We start from the raw sequence: 16,248 nt of genomic DNA, 5'->3' as shown, positions 1-16,248 counted from the left end.
CTTCGGTCAGTCGGCCAGAATCAATCGGCTAGAATCAATCGGTCTGCGGCGGCTCGCCCGAGGGGATCGGGCCGGGCTGGGTCGGGGTGTTCGGCTTCTTCTTGCGCTTGCCGGCATAGAGCAGCGCGGCAGCGATCGCCGCCGATCCGATGGCGCCGGCCGCGGCGAGCGCGGCGTTGCGGGCGGTGTTGTTCTTGGGCTTGTCGGTCATGGCAATCTCTTGCGCGGCAATTGTGCGGCTTGCAAGCCGTTCGCCACCTCGATGCGGCTAAAATAGGTCAGGCGCAGGCTGACGTGAGCCGTCGAGGCGGTTCCAGGTTTCGCGGGCACCTGAGTGGTCTTGCGCGCCTGCCCGTACGAGCGGTCGCAGCGACGCCGAGCCGTCCTCGTCCTTCGCTCTGTCTGGGGGGAACAGGAAGACTTCGTCGCCAAGGAGGTGCATCTGCTCGTCCCTCCGGTAGGGCTGGATCATTGTCAGCACGTGCGCCCCCGTCTCGTCGGCGAGGTCGATGATCAGTGCGTCAATGGCGCGCCCATCGTGGCGGAGCAGTCCATCCCGCGCGAAGGCGCAGGCATCGTATTCCGCCGCCTTAACCTCCATGAAGGCTTTTCCTCTGGCGACTGCCTCCTCCTGCGTGTCCGCCTCGAAAGAGTTGAGTTCGAGCTCACCCTCCTTCAGGCACAGGGCTTGCGGGACGTAATTGTCGGCAGGGCCGAGGTCGTCGATGATCCAGCTCGCGTGGGCGAGAAGGAACCCGCCAAGCTTGAGCATGGGCCCGGACAGCGCGCTCATACCAGTTCGCGCACGTCGGCGAGCCGCCCGGTCACCGCCGCCGCCGCCGCCATCGCGGGGCTGACGAGGTGGGTGCGCGCGCCCGGGCCCTGCCGCCCGACGAAGTTGCGGTTGCTGGTCGAGGCGCAGCGTTCGCCCGCGGGCACCTTGTCGGGGTTCATGCCGAGGCACGCCGAACAGCCCGGCTCGCGCCATTCGAAGCCGGCTTCGGTGAAGATGCGGTCGAGGCCTTCCTCCTCGGCCATGGCCTTCACGAGGCCTGATCCGGGGACGACGATCGCCCAGCGCACGTTGTCGGCCTTGCGGCGCCCCTTGAGGATCGCGGCGGCGGCGCGCAGGTCCTCGATGCGGCTGTTGGTGCAGCTGCCGATGAAGACGTTCTCGATGGGAACTTGCGTCATCGGCGTGCCGGGGACGAGCCCCATGTAGTCGAGCGATTTGCGGGCGGCGACGCGCTTGGATTCGTCGGCGAAGTCATCGGGGTGCGGGACGCGCCCGCCGATGGGCACCACGTCCTCGGGGCTGGTGCCCCAGGTGACGCTGGGCTCGACAGCGGCGGCGTCAATGGTGACGCTCTTGGCGAAGGCGGCGCCCTCGTCGGTGTGGAGCGTGCGCCAGTATGCCACCGCCGCGTCCCATTCCGCGTCCTTCGGGGCCATCGGGCGGCCCTTCAGGTAGGCGAAGGTCACATCGTCCGGCGCGATCAGGCCTGCACGCGCGCCGGCCTCGATGCTCATGTTGCAGACCGTGAGGCGCTCCTCGATGGTCATGCGCTCGAACACCTTGCCGCGGTATTCGATGACGTAGCCCGATCCGCCTGCGGCGCCGATGCGGCCGATGATGTGGAGGATCAGGTCCTTTGCGGAGACCCCGGGGCCGAGATCGCCCTCGACCCGCACTTCCATCGGCTTCGATTGCTGGAGCAGCAGGGTCTGGGTCGCCAGCACGTGCTCGACCTCGCTCGTCCCGATGCCGAAGGCGAGGGCCCCCAAGCCCCCGTGGCAGGCGGTGTGCGAATCCCCGCAGACGATGGTGGTGCCGGGGAGCGAGAAGCCCTGTTCAGGGCCAACAACATGGACGATCCCCTGTTCCTTCGCCGTCGCGGGGATGTAGCGGATGCCGAAAGCGGGCGCGTTCACCTCGAGCGCGGCGAGCTGGGCGGCGCTTTCGGGGTCGGCGATGGGTATCGGCTTGCCGTCCGCATCCCGTCGCGCGGTCGTCGGCAGGTTGTGGTCGGGTACTGCGAGGGTCAATTCGGGCCGGCGCACCTTGCGCCCCGCCACCTTCAGCGCCTCGAAGGCCTGCGGGCTGGTGACTTCATGCACCAGATGGCGGTCGATATAGATGAGCGCCGTCCCATCATCGCGCGTCTCCACCACATGAGCGTCCCAGATCTTCTCGTAGAGGGTGCGGGGGCGGCTGGCCATGTGCGGTTCCATCGTGAAAGAGGGGCAGGTGCGACCCGAAACGAGACGCCCATAATCCCGTTCCGCGAGCCGTGGCAAGATTGCGGCGATTTACCGACAAGCAGTGATGGAATTTGTCATAATCTTGCGCTAGTTTACATTTATGTCAGCAACCGAATCCCTGTCGCCCGCCTTTCATCACCCGATCAAGGTCGAACCGGCTGACATCGACTTCATGGGTCACGTCAACAACGCGCGCTACCTGAACTGGGTGCAGGACGCGGTGCTGGCGCACTGGAACAAGCTCGCGCCGGCCGAGGATGTGGCGACGAAGGCGTGGGTCGCGCTGAAGCACGAGATCACCTATCGCAAGCCCGCCTTCCTCGAGGACGACGTGATCGCGCAGACCGTGCTCGAACGCTTCAACGGCGCACGCGCGTTCTATTCGACGCTGATCAAGCGCGGCGAGGAGGTGCTGGCCGAGGTGCAGTCCTCGTGGTGCTGCATCGACGCCGAAACCCTGCGCCCGGCGCGCATCGGCGAACACCTGCGCGAGTTCTTCTTCCCCAAGGGCGAATAGCACCGCGGCGGCCTTGCGCGATTTCGCCGCCATCATCTTCGATTTCGACGGCGTGATCGCCGATAGCGAGATGCTCGCCGATCTGGTGCTGGCCGAGGAGCTCTCCCGCCTCGGCCTGCCGACGACGCTGGAGCAGTGCTACGCGCGCTATGTCGGCACGCGCTGGGACGAGATGATCGCGCGGATCGAGGAGGGGCTGGGCGGCCCTGTGCCCGAGGCCTGGGGCGACCAGCTTTCCGCCACGATGATGGCGCGCTTCCGGAGCGATCTGCGCGAGGTGCCGGGCGCGGGGGCCTTCATCGCGGCGCTGGGGGATCGGCCGCGCGGCATCGCCTCGTCGAGCAGCCCGGCGCGCTTGGCGCTGTGCCTCGATGTGCTGGGGCTGGCGCGGCTTTCGGCCCCAACGTGTTCAGCGCCGAAATGGTCGCGCGCGGCAAGCCCACGCCCGACATCTTCCTGCTCGCCGCGGAAAGACTGGCGGCGGCGCCCGAAGCCTGCCTCGTGATCGAGGACAGCCCATCGGGAGTCACGGCGGCCAAGGCGGCGGGGATGACGGTGATCGGGCTCACGGCAGGCGCGCATATCCAGCCGGGGCACGGTGCGCGGCTGCGGATGGCGGGAGCGGATCACGTTGCCGCCAGCTGGGCCGAGGTCGCCGCGCTCGCAGTCTAGCCGAACACCCGCTGGCGGTAGGTCACCCGGTCGGCCATCGCCATGGTCGTCAGCTGCGCGTTGACCCGGATGCAGCTCGGCATGACGCTGGCATCGCACACAAGCACGTTGGTGGTGCCGTGCACCCGCTGGTCGAGGTCGACCACGCCCTTGGCCGGATCGGCGTTGATCGCATTGCCGCCGTGGGGGTGGCTGGAGGAGAGCACGACATCGTCGGGCTCCCTGATCCTGTCGCTGAGGAGCGCGTCGAGCGCTTCGGGGCTGATCCCGGCCGGGATCGTCTCTCCCTTGAGCAGCGCGGGATAGACCGCCTCGGCACCGCCGGCGAGATGGATCCGCGTCAGCGTCGCCAGCGCGCGGCGCAGCACGGCGAGGTCCGCTTCCTGCAGCTGGAACTCGAGCTTGCCCTTCTCGATCCTGCCGCGCCGGTCGGCGGGGAAGAGCACGCCCGCAGAGGCGAGGCGGTTGTAGTTCAGCATCCGCCGGAAATGCTCGTCGAACCAGCCGGGCACCAGGGTCGCCATGCTCATCGGCGGCTGGAAATGGCTCTCGATCAGGAAGTCGCCGCGGTCGATGAAGGTCGCCATCTGGTCCTCGTCCCAGGCCAGCACCGGGGAGGGCATCAGCGCTGGGACAGGGCAGGCGATGTTGAGCGAGATGTCCTTGCCCGTGCCCCTGATTCCGCTTGCGGCGAGGATGTTGCTCGAGGCGATCGCGCCCGCGGCGACCACCACGCCCTTCGTCACGCCGATCCACTTGGCGCGTCCGTCGGGCCATTGCACCTGCACCCGGCTTGCCACCCGCCGCCCGTCGGCGGCAGGCGCGCCCCAGCCGATCCGCAGCACCTCGACATGGGCGAGGATGCGCGCCTTGCGCGGCGCGGCAGTGGTGGCGCGGGTGAGATAGCTTTCGGGCATGGCGCGCTTGCGGCCATAGGGGCAGCCGGTGTTGCAATAGCCGCAGGACAGGCAGCGGTTGGGCTCGTGCTTCGCGCCCCAGTTCTTGCGGAACCAGCCGGATTTCGCGCGCGCGTCCATCGGATCGCTCGATGCGGCCTTGTAGGCCTCCCATGCCGCGAGCAGGCGGGTGCCGTTGTTGCGCCCCAGCCGTTCGTCGATCCTGTGGATGCCGAGGAACTCCTCGACGCGCCCGTAGGCCGCATCCAGCGCGCCTGCCGGAATGTCCGCGCCGAGGCCCTTCCACGTTTCCAGCACGTCCTCGGCATCGGGATGGGTTTCCTCCCCGTCCTTGAGCCGCAGGCAGATGCCGTTGTTGATGACGGTCGATCCGCCCACCGTTCGGCCCTGGAAGACGATGATGTCGCGGTCGCGCGTAGTCTGGATCGCGCCGTCCTTGTAGAGGCTCGATGACATCCGCAATTCGTGCGGAGTGATCGCGGTGCTGGGGAGATAGGGGCCGGCTTCCACCACCAGCACCTCGTAGCCCTGATCGGCGAGGTTCGCCGCCGCGACCGCGCCGCCCGCGCCCGATCCGATCACCACCACCTCGACCGCTTCGGGGACGGCGCCCTCGGGGACGAAGACCGAGGGCGGCAGGTCGTTGGCGGTGTATTCCTCGATGGCCGGATCATCGGGCGTGCCGGCCCGCTCGCGGTGCAAGGGAAGGGTGAAGCCGATTGCCGCCAGCACCGGATTGGCGCGGTTGGCATCCTCCTGCGCGGCCTGATCCTCGGAAGGGGCGGGCAGCCAGTGGCCGTAATAGCCCGCGTAGACGATGCCGCGGACGCGGGCCATGTCCTGGAACAGGTCGATCCTGCTGTTCTTCAGCTTGTGTTCGATCCGCCGGATGCGCCAGCGGCGCGGGGCGAAGTGCCACAGGGGCCCGCCCAGCACCACCCACGCCGCCAGCACCGAGATCCCGGTATTGAACGGGGTGCGCCCCTCGATATTGCCGAACATCGCCTGGAGGTTGTCGACCACCTGCTGCGGGGTGATCGCCATGCGTTCGGGCTCGGCGAGCATGGTCTCGGCAAGGCGGCGCCAGATGGCGGCGATGAACGGACCGAACGGCCTCTTCGGCATGGCGTGATGATCCCCCCTCTCACGATTGCCCGCCCTGTGTGCCAGAGCGGCGGAGGAATGTAACCCCGTCGCGTGCTAGACCTGCGAGGCGGCGAAGCCCTGCAGGGCGGCCGTGTCGCGGATGCGCAGGCGGTTGTAATGCTTGGTGATCCACCCGGCCCGCGCGAAGTCGCCCAGCACCCGGTTGACGTTCGAGCGCGAGACGTTCGCCATCTCGCCCAGATCGCTCTGGCTGATGATGAAGCCCTCGGGGTGGTGGGGCTCGATCCCCTCCTCGGCCCCCGTGACACGCAGCAGCACCGCCGCGATGCGGTGCGGCACGGAAGGGATGAGCAGGTCCGAGATGACCCGCGTGCCGAGGATGTTGCCCCCGTCGGCGATTGTCCCGACGCAGCGCGCCGCCTGCGCGTCGGTCTCGAGCAGCGCGCGCAGCGGGGCGAGCGGGACATAGACGAGCTCGCTGTCCTCCATCGCCCGCATGTTCTGCACCCGGTGATCGCGCCCCGACATCGCCGGACCATGCCCGAACCAGCTGCCCGCGCGCAGGATATGGCCGAGGCGCGGGACATTGTAGGGGCCAGAGCCTTCGATCCCGATCCCGCCCGAGACGATCCCGTAGATGCCGCCCGCCGGGCCGTCAACGCTGAACACCGGCATGCTTCGCGGGGCGTGCATGGGTACGATCATCCGCAGGATCTGCTCGCGGAACCGCTCCGGCTGCCCGGCCAGCCAGCCGCGCGCGCGCAGCATCGCCGCGCAGTGATCGCGCCATGCCTCGGGCAGGGCCGCAGCGCCGCTGTCCGGGCCACCGGCGATCCTCGTGTCGTGAGCCGACATCACCGGTATCCCCCTGTCCCGATTTGTCCTTCAGGGCACAATCTCACCTCGGGCCGGATGATACAAGCGCCCCCTGCGAGGAAAGTCCGCCGGAGGGCCGCGGAGCCTTGCGTCAGAGGAGGGACATCATGACCAAGCCGCGTTTCCTTAAAGCCGCCGGCAGCGTGCTCGCGACCGCCGCGCTGGCCTTCGCCGCCGTCCAGACCGCCAGCGCGTGCAGCCGCGCGGTCTATTTCGGGCTCGAGGGCCAGACCGTCACCGGCCGCACGATGGACTGGTTCGAGGCCGATCTCGGCAGCAACATCTGGCTCTACCCGCGCGGGCTGGAGCGCAACAGCAACACCGCCACCCCGGTGGTGTGGACCAGCAAGTACGGCAGCCTCGTCACGACGCTCTACGAAGGCGCGGCGGCCGACGGGATGAACGAGAAGGGCCTCGTCGCCAATCTGCTCTACCTGCCCGAATCGGATTATCCGCCCGCCACGCCCGGCGACACCCGCCCGACGCTCCCCAATTCCGCCTGGGTGCAATATGTGCTCGATAACTATGCGACCGTCGCCGAGGCGGTGGCCGATCTCAGGCAGGAAAAGTTCCGCATGGTCGCGATCACCGCGCCGACCGGCGAGCCGGGCACGGTGCACCTGTCGATCTCGGATGCTTCGGGGGATTCGGCGATCTTCGAATACCTGAAGGGCAAGCTCGTCATCCACCACGACCGCAAGTATCAGGTGATGACCAACTCGCCGACCTTCGACCAGCAGATCGCTCTCAATAGCTACTGGAAGACCATCGGCGGACAGACCATGCTGCCCGGCACCAACCGCGCCTCCGACCGCTTCGTGCGCGCGTCCTATTACATCAACGAGGCCAAGCAGTCCGCCGATCCGCGTACCGCGGTGGCGACGGTGTTCAGCGTGATGCGCAATGTCAGCGTGCCGATCGGGATCAAGATCCCCGGCCAGCCCAACATCGCCGACACGCTGTGGCTGACCGTCGCGGACCAGAAGAACAGGGTCTACTACTATCAGGACACCAAGAGCCCGAGCGTGCTGTGGGCCGACATGAAGCGGCTCGATTTCAGCAAGGGCTCTGGGCCGCGCAGGCTAAAGCTCGCCGGCAATCCCGATGTCGGCGGCGACCAGACCGCGGGCTTCAAGCCGGCGCCGCTGTTCAAGTTCATGATCCCGCATAGCTGAGGTGCAAGGCGCAGGACGGGCGGCACGGGACCACGCGTCCCGGCCGCACCGGCCCTTCACGCAAACGCAATTGCCGTTTCGTCCGTGCGCTCTATACGCATCTCCATGACCGCTGCGCGCGTATCCTTCCTGCGATGAACCCGCATTTCGCCTTGCCTGCGCACGGCGTCCAGCGCGCCGTCGGCCTCGCCCTCGCGCTGGCGATCGCCGGGAGCTGGCTCGGCCTTCATGCCTATGCCATGTTCGTGTTCGAGCTGACATGGACCAACTGGCCCTACGCCCTCGTCATGGCGGTGGTGCAGTGCTGGCTTTCCGTCGGCGTCTTCATCGTCTGCCACGATGCGATGCACGGCACGCTGGTGCCGGGCCGCCCGCGGGTCAATGGCGCGATCGGGACGGTGCTGCTGGCGCTCTATGCGGGCTTCGGGTGGAAGCACCTGCGTGACGCCCATCTCGCCCATCACCGGCTGGCGGGCCATCCCGGCGATCCCGATTTCGACGAGAACAATCCGGCCGATTTCGTCCGCTGGTATGCGACCTTCTTCCGGCGCTATTTCGGCTGGCGATCGATCCTCTATGTCCACACCGTGGTAGGCATCTACTGGCTGGTGATCGGCATTCCGATGGCGCAAATCGTGCTGCTCTACGGGATGCCGGCGCTTGGTTCCTCGCTCCAGCTGTTCTACTTCGGCACCTTCCGCCCGCATTGCCACCGCGAGGGCCAGCCCTTCGCGGATCGCCACAATGCCCGCAGCAACGACTTCGGCACGCTCGCCAGCCTCGCCACCTGCTTCCATTTCGGCTATCATCTGGAACATCACCACCGGCCCGACGTGCCCTGGTGGGCCCTGCCTGCGGCGAAACGTGCCGGGGTGGGCGAGGTAGAACTGGCTGCAAGGGTGCCCGCATGAGCTGGCTCGAGATTTTCCTGACCGTCATGTCCTCGCTGATCGGGATGGAGCTGTTCGCGTGGTATGCGCACAAGTACATCATGCACGGCTGGGGCTGGGGCTGGCATCGCGACCATCACGAGCCGCACGACAACGTGCTCGAGAAGAACGACCTGTTCGCCGTGGTGTTCGGCACGATCAATGCCGCGATGTACATCTTTGGCTCGCTCTACTGGGACTGGCTGTGGTGGTTCGCGGTCGGCATCACGCTTTACGGGGTGATCTACACGCTGGTCCATGACGGGCTGGTGCACCAGCGTTACTGGAAGTGGGTGCCGCGCAAGGGCTACGCCAAGCGGCTGGTGCAGGCGCACAAGCTCCACCATGCGACCATCGGCAAAGAAGGCGGGGTCAGCTTCGGCTTCGTCTTCGCGCGCGATCCGGCGAAGCTGAAGGCCGAGCTGAAGGCCCAGAAGGACGCCGGTATCGCCGTGGTGCGCGACAGCGCCGGGGCAGGCGACTTCGAGACCGTGGGGCGTAACCTCTAGGCGGATTGCGTCAGGCTGAGATTGTTGCCTTCGGGATCGAGGAACCATGCGACCTTCGTGCCCGATCCCGGGTCGGTCCAGACGCCGCGCGCATCCTGACCGAAGCCCTCGTAGATCGCGAAGGTCACGCCCTTCGCCGCCAGCGCATCGACCGCCGCCTCGATGTCGGCGACCTGCCAGCCGAGCACGGTATGCGGGCCCGGCTTGTGGTCCTCGATCGCGGTGAGCCGCAGCGTGGTGCCCGCCAGATCGTAGCTGACGGCGAAAGGGTCCTCGCCGGTCTCGGTCAGACCCAGGGTGTCGGTATAGAAAGCGCGCGCGGCAGGCAGATCGGCGGTGAGCACAAAGCATACGGGTTTGGCACTGGCGAGCATGTCGGTTCTCCCCATCGGGGCGACTCGCCCTGCGCATGTCCCCCCGGGGCCGAGTTTACGCCATCAGCCGCTGCGCACCAAAGGCTCAGCCTGCCGCGAGCCTTGCGGCGTGCTCCTTCACCAGGGCGATCATGTTCGGCACGCCTTGCGTGCGGTTGCTCGACAGCTGGTTCTTGAGGTCGAACGGGGCGAGCGCCGCCATCACGTCCATGCCGGCGACCTGGGCAGCGGGCCTGTCCTGCACCGCGGCGATGACGAGGGCGACGATGCCCTTGGTGATCGCGGCGTTGCTGTCGGCGAGGAAGTGGAGCTTTGCCGCATCGGTGCCCGCCGGATAGACCCACACCGCCGCCGAACAGCCGCGCACCAGCGTGGCGTCGGTCTTGAGTGCCTCGGGCATGGGTTCGAGGCTGCGGCCGAGCTCGATCAGCAGGCCGTAACGCTCGTCGCCTTCGAGGAATTCGTACTCTTCGAGAATGTCGGAAAGGCTGCGCATGGCCCGCCCTTAGACAGGGCGGGGCTCCAACGCAAAGGGGTGCTTAGCCGCTCAGGCCCCCGGGACGGGTGAAGGCGTAGTAGATCACGTAGAACCAGCTGAAGAAGCCGTGGATGATCGCCCAGATGATCGACTGGTTGGCGCTCCAGCTGATCGCCACCGCGATCGCCGTGCCGAGGCCGATGCCCGCCTGCGCGGCGCCGTTGCGGACCGCGCTCACAGTTCCACCCCGCTGGCGATGGCCTCGAGCTTGCGGATGCGCTCCTTGAGGTCCGACAGCTCGATCCGCGCCGTGCCGAGGCCCGAACCTTCATCGGTCGCAGGCCGCGCCTGCGCCCGTTCGAGTTCGCGGCGCTTGAGGTCGAGCCAACCTGCCCAGGCCTGCAGCAGCGCCGCGACAACCAGCGCGAGGCCGATCAGGCTGCCGATGGTGAGTACCAGCACGGGATCGAGAAGAAGCGTGGTCATTCGCTCTGTTCCTTCCTCATGGCGGGATCCGGCGTCGGCAGGCCCCGCAAGGCTTCGATTTCGGCGGCGATCCGCGCCCGCTCGCGCGCATCGCTGGTGTTGCCGTCGGTGGCGATGCGTTCGAGCACCTTCACCCGCTCCCTGAGCTCGGCGATCTCGCGCCGGGCGGCTTCGAGTTCGGCCGGCGTGCGCTGGTCCTCGCGCGGGACGACCTTCTGGTTGCCGTCCTCGTCGGTCACGATCCCGGCGCGCGCCCGGACGGTCTCGACGATCCCCCAGATCACGATCGCCACAAGGGCGACGATGGCCCAGCTGCTCATTGCGCGGGCTCCTTCTGGCTGCCGACGCGCAGCGCCTCGATCTCGTCGGCGAGCAGGCTGCCGCGGTCGGTGGCGATGCGCTCCAGCACCCGCAGGCGATCCTCGATCATCTGCTGGCGTTCGGCGATCAAGCGCACGTCCTGCGGGACCATGTCGGACTTGGCTTCGTAGCGCAGCCGCTTGGCGCTCATCACCTTGTCGACGATGCCGTTGAGGCTCACGCCCGCGATGAGGACGATTGCGACGATGGTCATCGCGATGATCACCATCTCGCCCATCACGCCTCGCCCTTGTCCGTGAGGTTGGCGAGCGCGCGGTCGCGCAGCGCGTCAATCTCGGCGCCGAGGTGGTAGCCGCCGTCGGTGACGATCCGTTCGACGTTGGCGAGGCGATCCTTGATGCTGCCGAGTTCGGCCCGCAGCTCGGCGTTTTCCTGGGTCAGCAGGGTGACGCGGTGCGCGGTCTGCTTGTCGGAACCGGGCTTCAGGGACTGGCCCCACATGCCTTCGAGCGGATAGCCGTTCTTGATCTTCATGCGGGTCGTCTGGAACGAGACGAGGATCCCCAGAGCACCGAGCACGAAGGCTCCGGTGATGATCCAGCCGAGATAGGGGAGGAAAGGCGCAAGGTTCTCCATCACACGCGCTCCTTGGTAAGTGCGGGCGCATCGCGCAGCGCCTCGATTTCGGCGCTCAGCGAATAGCCGCGGTCGGTGACGATCTTCTCGAGCACGATCATGCGGTCCTGCATGGCGTCGAGCTTGTCATGGAGCGCCTTGTTCTCGGCGCGCAGGCGCTGGGTCTCGGCGGTGTCCGTGCGCTCGGTCTTGCCGCCCCACTCGTCTTCGAGGGCATAGCCGTGCTTGGCGCGGATCCAATTGTTGGCCAGCCAGCCGCCGATGCTCAGCGCGATGATCGTGAGGACAAAGAGTCCTTCGCCCGGCTCCATCACACGCGCTCCTTGTTGCCGAGGCCGAGCGGGACGCCCGCGCCTGCTTCATCCACGCGGCGCGTGTCGCGCAGCGCCTCGATCTGGGTGGCGATGTCGTAGCCGCGGTCGGTGACGATGCGTTCGAGCACCTGCACCCGGTCCTCCAGCCGCTGGACCTGGCTGGCGTATTGCGCGGCCTTTTCGGCGGTCTGCTCGGCGGTGGCGCCGACCTGCATCTCGGCCATCTTCTGCTGATGCTTCGTCCAGAGCGCGACGATCGGGATCATCAGCGCGAAGATCGGGATCATCAGGGCAAGGGTGCCTTCCATGATTTCAGTCCCCTGTTCAGTGGGTTGGAGTTCAGCGCAGCCGCTCGATCTCGGCGGTCAGGCGGGGGTTGCTGCTGACGTAGTGGGCTTCCACCGCGGCCAGCCGGCGATCGACGTCGCGGAAGGACGCGCGGATCTCGCGGGCGGTGCGCTTCGGGCTCTGCCGGACCGACTGCCAGTACTTCTGCTCGCTTTCGTCGCGGTAGAGATGCGGCGGCTTCTTGTTCAGCACGAAGCCGGCGATGAAATAGGCGAGGATCACCCAGCCGCCGGTGATGAAGGTCGAGAGCACGGCGCCGATGCGGATCCAGGCGACGTTGACGCCGGTGTAGTCGGCGATCCCCGAGCACACGCCCATCAGCTTGGCGTTGTGCTTGTCGCGGTAGAGCGTGGTGCGGGGGCTGTTCACGAGCGGGTTCCTTTCTTCTCGGCGAGGAGCTGCTCGAGTTCGCGCAGCTGCTGGTTGTCCTTTTCCTGGTCGGCGATCAGGCGGCGGGCGGGGGTGAAGCCGGGATCGTCGCTGGCGACGAGCCGTTCGACCGTGTCCATCCGTTCATCGAGCCGCTTGGCGAGGTTGTAGAGTTCCTCCAGCAGCACCTCGTCGTCGGCGGTGATGGTGGCGGCGGTCTTCCACTTGGTCATGTAGTGCAGCACGACCCAGGGCAGGCCGATGAACAGCGTGGCCATGACAAAAACGACATCGAAATCCATGGCTTATTCTCCCTTGCTGCTATCGGGCTTGCCGAGCGCTTTCTTCATGGCCTGCAATTCGTCGTCGATCGCGTCCGAACCGGCCAGCGCGTTGATTTCATCGGCGAGCGACGGGGGGCTGTCCTCGGCGATGCGCAGCGCATCGGCGCGGCCCTCGGCGTAGTCGACCCGGCGCTCGAGCTGGTCGAAGCGGGCCAGCGCCTCGTCGGTGCGCTCGGTGCTCATCAGGGTGCGCAGCTTGACGCGGTTCTCGGCGCTTTCGAGGCGCGCGGCGATCGCGGTCTGGCGGCTGCGGGCCTCGCGCAGGCGGTGCTGGAGCTTCTGGATGTCGTCCTCGTAGGCGCGCAGGGCATCGTCGAGCACGGAGATCTCGCTCTTGAGCTGGTCGGCCATGTCGGCGGCCTTCTTCTTCTCGACGAGCGCGGCGCGGGCGAGGTCCTCGCGGTCCTTGGAGAGCGCGAGCTGCGCCTTCTCGGCCCAGTCGGCCTGCAGGCGATCCAGCTTCACGCAGTGGCGGTGCATCTCCTTCTGGTCGGCGATGGTGCGCGCGGCGCTGGCGCGCACCTCGACCAGGGTCTCCTCCATCTCGAGGATGATCATGCGGATCATCTTGGAAGGATCGTCCGCCTTGTCGAGCATGTCGTTGAAGTTGGCGGCGATGATGTCGCGTGTGCGGCTGAAAATGCCCATGAAGGCTACTCCATCGAGAAACGAATTGACCCGGTCCGCAGGCGCGACTCGCTCGTCCTGCGGCGGGGCGGTGCGGCCGTGAGACTGCGCCTTGCCGGGGTTCCGGCGCAAGGCCTCGATTTCCTCGTCGAGCCGCGAGAGGCGGCCTGCCGAAAGCAGGCGGGAGGGTTGGGCCGGAGCGTCGCTGCTCTGGTCGGCGCGCGTGGGGCTGGCACCGCCGGCAGCATCTGCGGGGGGGACGTTGCGCTCCGGCCCGAGGGGGTCAAAAGGGTCGCCCACTTCAGGCGATCTCGATCACGGCGCCGGCCTGGGCGGCGGGGTGGGCGACGGGGGCGGCGTTGGCCGCGCCCGGCTGAAGCTGCGAGGACAGCGCGATCATCATCACCATCGCGGCGATGCTGGCCATCGCGGCCTGTCCGAGCTTGGAGTTCCAGAAGCTGCTGCTTTGGGCGTTGCGGTCGATCATTTTGGGCCTCCCCATTGGTGTCCGTGGGTCTTGCCCGGTATTTTGCAACCCGCGTGCCAAACTTGGCGAATGGCGGATTTGCACCGTTTTTGGTCTTGGGCGGCGGGGAGGCGTTGGTCTCTATTGCCAAGCCTTGGGAATTTTCACTATAGTTTGGACGTGAAGCTCGAAAGCCAGTTCATCGGCCAGTCGGGGGCCTTTCTGGACGCGGTCGAACGCGCCAGCCGCGCGGCGGCGATGAACCGTCCGGTGCTTGTGATCGGCGAACGCGGCACGGGCAAGGAACTGATCGCCGAACGCCTTCACCGCCTGTCGAGCCGCTGGGACGAGCCGCTGGTGACGATGAACTGCGCGGCGCTGCCCGAAACCCTGATCGAGGCCGAGCTGTTCGGACACGAGGCGGGTGCCTTCACCGGGGCGACCAAGGCTCGCGCCGGCCGCTTCGAGGAGGCGGACCGCGGCACGCTGTTCCTCGATGAACTGGGCACGCTCAGCATGGGCGCGCAGGAGCGGCTGCTGCGCGCGGTCGAATATGGCGAGGTCACCCGCATCGGTGCCTCGCGCCCGATCCGGGTCGACGTGCGGATCGTCGCGGCGACCAACGACGATCTCCCCGCGCTGGCGGCGGCGGGCGAGTTCCGCGCCGACCTGCTCGACCGCCTCAGCTTCGAGGTGATCACCCTGCCGCCGCTGAGGGTGCGCGAGGGCGACATCGGGGTGCTCGCCGAATATTTCGGCCGGCGCATGGCAGCCGAGCTAGAGTGGGACCGCTGGCCCGGCTTCGCGCCCCACGTGATGGACGCGCTCGAGGACCATCCCTGGCCGGGCAACGTGCGCGAGCTGCGCAACGTGGTCGAGCGCGCGGTCTATCGCTGGGACGCGCCCGACATGCCGATCGGCCATGTCCAGTTCGACCCTTTCGACAGCCCCTGGCGCCCGCGCCCGCCCGAACATCGTCGCAGCGGCGGGGGGAGCGCAAAGGCTGGCGGGGAGTCTGCGGGTGGTGCGGCTGTCGTCGCGATGCCGTCGGCAGGTCATTTCGATGCCGTCGACGATCTGCGCGCCGCCGTCGACGCGCACGAAAGGGCGATCCTCGCCCATGCGCTGGGCAAGCACCGCTGGAACCAGCGCCAGACCGCCCGCGCGCTCGGCCTCACCTACGACCAGCTGCGCCACTGCATCCGCAAGCATGGGCTGATGGAAGGGCAGGACTGAGAGCGTTCCTAACGGATTGGCAAGTCTTTTCGATTATTGCGGTGTTTCGGCTCAGGGCGACGCGACACCATGCATTTGCTTTGCGAAAATTTCCCGAGAAATTCCTGCATCCTGTGCAACGGCATGGGCGAATCGCGCTTGCCTGCGTCCCGGTTCGGCAAGGCGGCCTGAGATGCGTCCCGATCTGTCCGACAGCCCCCGTCACTCTTTGCCAGCGCCCCCGGTTTCGGATAGGGTGAATCCGGTCGCACCTACATCCACGGTCGAATCGTCCGCTCAATCGCCCGCGGGCCGTCCGGCTCTGGACCGACTGCGGGGTGAACAGGGGATGGTGGACCCGAAGCCCGAGGGCCCGGATGCGCCGGCGGTGCCGATCGGGCGTCGTTCCGCGCCACGCCTGCGTCTCAGCCTTCCGGCCCAGCTTGTTGCGGTGGAGAAGGTTCACACCTGCATCCTTCTCAACCTGTCGCGCACCGGCGCGCAGGTGGCGATCCTCGATTCGATGCGCGAAGGCGAAGGCGCGATCCTGCGCTGCGGCCTGATCAACAACTTCGCGATCATCACCCGCAGCGAGTTCGGCCTCAACGCGCTCGAGTTCGACGAACCGCTGACCGATGCGATCGTGCTCGAGGTGCGCCGCTATCACGAGAATTTCGAGGAACGCGAGAAGCGCGCGCTGATCGAGACCGCGCGCAAGTGGGTGACGGGCGACACCAGCGACGACCGCCCGATCTGACCGGCGATCCCGGCCTGACCGGCACGTAATCGTGCGGGGGTGGGCGCCGCGGCGATCTTCACCCTCTCCCTGCGAAACTGGCCGGGTCATGGCACCCGAACCGCCTTCAGCCGACGCACCTGACGAACCGGTAACCGCGGGCCGGCGGGCAGCGGCGCGCCTGCGGCTGGCCGTCCCTGCGAAGTTCGTGTCGATCTGCGAGACGCAGGACTGCGTCCTGATAGATGTCTCGCGTACCGGCGCGCGGGTCGCGCTGGCGCGGCCGCTGGCGGTGGGGCAGTCCGGCTATCTCGCGCTGGCGAAAACGGAGCTGTTCGGCGCCATTGTCCGCAGCGAGCGGGGGGAGGGCATGGCGATCAACGCGATGGCCTTCGATGAGCCGATCTGCCGAGAGGAGGTGCTCCGCATCAGAAGCTTCGCCGAGAGCTTCGAGCTTCGCCAGAGCCACGCGCTGCGTGAGCAGGTGCGGCGCTGGGTGTCGGGCGAGAGCTGACCGCGCACAGCGGCGAAGGCGCTTGCCAAACGGGGCGAAGGCGACTAGAGCGGCGA

General features: G+C 67.4%; 27 protein-coding genes. 9 read left to right on the top strand and 18 right to left on the bottom strand.

The window, feature by feature from the left end; all coding sequences use genetic code 11:
- Positions 1 to 34: 34 nt before the first annotated feature.
- From CBR61_RS14710 to leuC, 3 genes are read right to left on the bottom strand one after another with little or no spacing between them, the layout of a single operon-like run.
- On the bottom strand, positions 35 to 211 hold the full coding sequence (locus tag CBR61_RS14710; RefSeq protein ID WP_088915052.1) for an LPXTG cell wall anchor domain-containing protein: 177 nt from the start codon (positions 209 to 211) through the stop codon (positions 35 to 37).
- Between the two features lie 57 nt (positions 212 to 268).
- Complete coding sequence (locus CBR61_RS14705; RefSeq protein ID WP_088915051.1) at positions 269 to 793, bottom strand: hypothetical protein; 525 nt, start codon at positions 791 to 793, stop codon at positions 269 to 271.
- Positions 790 to 2,220, bottom strand: a complete 1,431-nt coding sequence (leuC, locus tag CBR61_RS14700; RefSeq protein WP_088915649.1) for a 3-isopropylmalate dehydratase large subunit — start codon at positions 2,218 to 2,220, stop codon at positions 790 to 792. Before leuC ends, CBR61_RS14705 begins: the two co-directional genes overlap by 4 nt.
- Positions 2,221 to 2,362: 142 nt before the next feature.
- Here leuC and CBR61_RS14695 point away from each other — a divergent pair, with 142 nt between their 5' ends.
- From CBR61_RS14695 to CBR61_RS14685, 3 genes are read left to right on the top strand one after another with little or no spacing between them, the layout of a single operon-like run.
- Positions 2,363 to 2,779 (top strand): acyl-CoA thioesterase, encoded by a 417-nt coding sequence (locus tag CBR61_RS14695; protein WP_088915050.1) that lies wholly within the window; start codon positions 2,363 to 2,365, stop codon positions 2,777 to 2,779.
- Between the two features lie 13 nt (positions 2,780 to 2,792).
- On the top strand, positions 2,793 to 3,284 hold the full coding sequence (locus CBR61_RS14690) for an HAD family hydrolase (RefSeq protein WP_088915049.1): 492 nt from the start codon (positions 2,793 to 2,795) through the stop codon (positions 3,282 to 3,284).
- Positions 3,200 to 3,451 (top strand): HAD-IA family hydrolase, encoded by a 252-nt coding sequence (locus tag CBR61_RS14685; protein ID WP_088915048.1) that lies wholly within the window; start codon positions 3,200 to 3,202, stop codon positions 3,449 to 3,451. Before CBR61_RS14690 ends, CBR61_RS14685 begins: the two co-directional genes overlap by 85 nt.
- Here CBR61_RS14685 and CBR61_RS14680 read toward each other — a convergent pair.
- Both CBR61_RS14680 and CBR61_RS14675 read right to left on the bottom strand, forming a co-directional pair.
- Complete coding sequence (locus CBR61_RS14680; protein ID WP_088915047.1) at positions 3,448 to 5,493, bottom strand: GMC family oxidoreductase N-terminal domain-containing protein; 2,046 nt, start codon at positions 5,491 to 5,493, stop codon at positions 3,448 to 3,450. The genes CBR61_RS14685 and CBR61_RS14680 overlap by 4 nt on opposite strands.
- Before the next feature lie 75 nt (positions 5,494 to 5,568).
- Positions 5,569 to 6,330 carry a helix-turn-helix domain-containing protein gene (locus CBR61_RS14675; RefSeq protein WP_157696627.1) on the bottom strand — a complete coding sequence of 254 codons (762 nt, stop codon included), beginning with the start codon at positions 6,328 to 6,330 and terminating at the stop codon, positions 5,569 to 5,571.
- A 128-nt stretch (positions 6,331 to 6,458) separates the two neighbouring features.
- On the opposite strand from CBR61_RS14675, the gene CBR61_RS14670 reads away from it, so the two are divergent.
- The 3 genes from CBR61_RS14670 (at position 6,459) to CBR61_RS14660 (ending at position 8,964) form a co-directional block, all read left to right on the top strand.
- Positions 6,459 to 7,526 carry a linear amide C-N hydrolase gene (locus CBR61_RS14670; RefSeq protein ID WP_088915045.1) on the top strand — a complete coding sequence of 356 codons (1,068 nt, stop codon included), beginning with the start codon at positions 6,459 to 6,461 and terminating at the stop codon, positions 7,524 to 7,526.
- 134 nt (positions 7,527 to 7,660) lie between these two features.
- Complete coding sequence (locus CBR61_RS14665; RefSeq protein WP_088915044.1) at positions 7,661 to 8,437, top strand: fatty acid desaturase; 777 nt, start codon at positions 7,661 to 7,663, stop codon at positions 8,435 to 8,437.
- Positions 8,434 to 8,964 (top strand): sterol desaturase family protein, encoded by a 531-nt coding sequence (locus CBR61_RS14660; RefSeq protein ID WP_088915043.1) that lies wholly within the window; start codon positions 8,434 to 8,436, stop codon positions 8,962 to 8,964. Before CBR61_RS14665 ends, CBR61_RS14660 begins: the two co-directional genes overlap by 4 nt.
- On the opposite strand, the gene CBR61_RS14655 is transcribed toward CBR61_RS14660, so the two are convergent.
- From CBR61_RS14655 to CBR61_RS14600, 13 genes are all read right to left on the bottom strand, one after another.
- Entirely contained in the window at positions 8,961 to 9,338 is a 378-nt protein-coding gene (locus tag CBR61_RS14655) for a VOC family protein (RefSeq protein WP_088915042.1), read from the bottom strand. The genes CBR61_RS14660 and CBR61_RS14655 overlap by 4 nt on opposite strands.
- Before the next feature lie 85 nt (positions 9,339 to 9,423).
- On the bottom strand, positions 9,424 to 9,834 hold the full coding sequence (locus CBR61_RS14650) for a SufE family protein (RefSeq protein WP_088915041.1): 411 nt from the start codon (positions 9,832 to 9,834) through the stop codon (positions 9,424 to 9,426).
- Positions 9,835 to 9,877: 43 nt separating this feature from the next.
- On the bottom strand, positions 9,878 to 10,054 hold the full coding sequence (locus CBR61_RS17025) for a hypothetical protein (protein WP_172835976.1): 177 nt from the start codon (positions 10,052 to 10,054) through the stop codon (positions 9,878 to 9,880).
- Positions 10,051 to 10,302 (bottom strand): hypothetical protein, encoded by a 252-nt coding sequence (locus CBR61_RS14645; protein WP_088915040.1) that lies wholly within the window; start codon positions 10,300 to 10,302, stop codon positions 10,051 to 10,053. Before CBR61_RS14645 ends, CBR61_RS17025 begins: the two co-directional genes overlap by 4 nt.
- Entirely contained in the window at positions 10,299 to 10,622 is a 324-nt protein-coding gene (locus tag CBR61_RS14640; RefSeq protein WP_088915039.1) for a hypothetical protein, read from the bottom strand. The genes CBR61_RS14645 and CBR61_RS14640 overlap by 4 nt, the downstream gene beginning before the upstream one ends.
- Positions 10,619 to 10,900 (bottom strand): hypothetical protein, encoded by a 282-nt coding sequence (locus CBR61_RS14635; protein ID WP_088915038.1) that lies wholly within the window; start codon positions 10,898 to 10,900, stop codon positions 10,619 to 10,621. Before CBR61_RS14635 ends, CBR61_RS14640 begins: the two co-directional genes overlap by 4 nt.
- Positions 10,900 to 11,259 carry a hypothetical protein gene (locus CBR61_RS14630; protein WP_088915037.1) on the bottom strand — a complete coding sequence of 120 codons (360 nt, stop codon included), beginning with the start codon at positions 11,257 to 11,259 and terminating at the stop codon, positions 10,900 to 10,902. The genes CBR61_RS14635 and CBR61_RS14630 overlap by 1 nt, the downstream gene beginning before the upstream one ends.
- Positions 11,259 to 11,570, bottom strand: a complete 312-nt coding sequence (locus CBR61_RS14625) for a hypothetical protein (RefSeq protein WP_088915036.1) — start codon at positions 11,568 to 11,570, stop codon at positions 11,259 to 11,261. The genes CBR61_RS14630 and CBR61_RS14625 overlap by 1 nt, the downstream gene beginning before the upstream one ends.
- A complete protein-coding gene (locus tag CBR61_RS14620; protein ID WP_088915035.1) occupies positions 11,570 to 11,881 on the bottom strand; it encodes a hypothetical protein in 312 nt (103 codons plus the stop codon). Before CBR61_RS14620 ends, CBR61_RS14625 begins: the two co-directional genes overlap by 1 nt.
- A gap of 31 nt (positions 11,882 to 11,912) precedes the next feature.
- Positions 11,913 to 12,290 carry an envelope stress response membrane protein PspC gene (pspC, locus tag CBR61_RS14615; RefSeq protein ID WP_088915034.1) on the bottom strand — a complete coding sequence of 126 codons (378 nt, stop codon included), beginning with the start codon at positions 12,288 to 12,290 and terminating at the stop codon, positions 11,913 to 11,915.
- Positions 12,287 to 12,592: an envelope stress response membrane protein PspB gene (pspB, locus tag CBR61_RS14610; RefSeq protein ID WP_088915033.1), complete on the bottom strand. Its 306-nt coding sequence runs from the start codon at positions 12,590 to 12,592 to the stop codon at positions 12,287 to 12,289. Before pspB ends, pspC begins: the two co-directional genes overlap by 4 nt.
- Positions 12,593 to 12,595: 3 nt before the next feature.
- The gene (pspA, locus tag CBR61_RS14605) at positions 12,596 to 13,441 is read right to left on the bottom strand and encodes a phage shock protein PspA (protein WP_233996978.1); all 846 of its coding nucleotides are present in this window, start codon (positions 13,439 to 13,441) and stop codon (positions 12,596 to 12,598) included.
- 121 nt (positions 13,442 to 13,562) lie between these two features.
- Positions 13,563 to 13,748, bottom strand: a complete 186-nt coding sequence (locus CBR61_RS14600; RefSeq protein ID WP_088915032.1) for a hypothetical protein — start codon at positions 13,746 to 13,748, stop codon at positions 13,563 to 13,565.
- A gap of 159 nt (positions 13,749 to 13,907) precedes the next feature.
- Here CBR61_RS14600 and pspF point away from each other — a divergent pair, with 159 nt between their 5' ends.
- The 3 genes from pspF (at position 13,908) to CBR61_RS14585 (ending at position 16,192) form a co-directional block, all read left to right on the top strand.
- Complete coding sequence (gene pspF, locus CBR61_RS14595) at positions 13,908 to 14,963, top strand: phage shock protein operon transcriptional activator (protein WP_088915031.1); 1,056 nt, start codon at positions 13,908 to 13,910, stop codon at positions 14,961 to 14,963.
- A 328-nt stretch (positions 14,964 to 15,291) separates the two neighbouring features.
- Positions 15,292 to 15,699, top strand: coding sequence for a PilZ domain-containing protein (locus CBR61_RS14590; protein WP_088915030.1), 408 nt, complete (start codon positions 15,292 to 15,294; stop codon positions 15,697 to 15,699).
- An 88-nt stretch (positions 15,700 to 15,787) separates the two neighbouring features.
- Positions 15,788 to 16,192, top strand: coding sequence for a PilZ domain-containing protein (locus tag CBR61_RS14585; RefSeq protein ID WP_088915029.1), 405 nt, complete (start codon positions 15,788 to 15,790; stop codon positions 16,190 to 16,192).
- Positions 16,193 to 16,248 lie beyond the last annotated feature (56 nt).

This window comes from Porphyrobacter sp. CACIAM 03H1, from assembly GCF_002215495.1.
Lineage (GTDB): Bacteria > Pseudomonadota > Alphaproteobacteria > Sphingomonadales > Sphingomonadaceae > Erythrobacter.
This window is presented reverse-complemented; position numbering and strand designations above follow the sequence as displayed.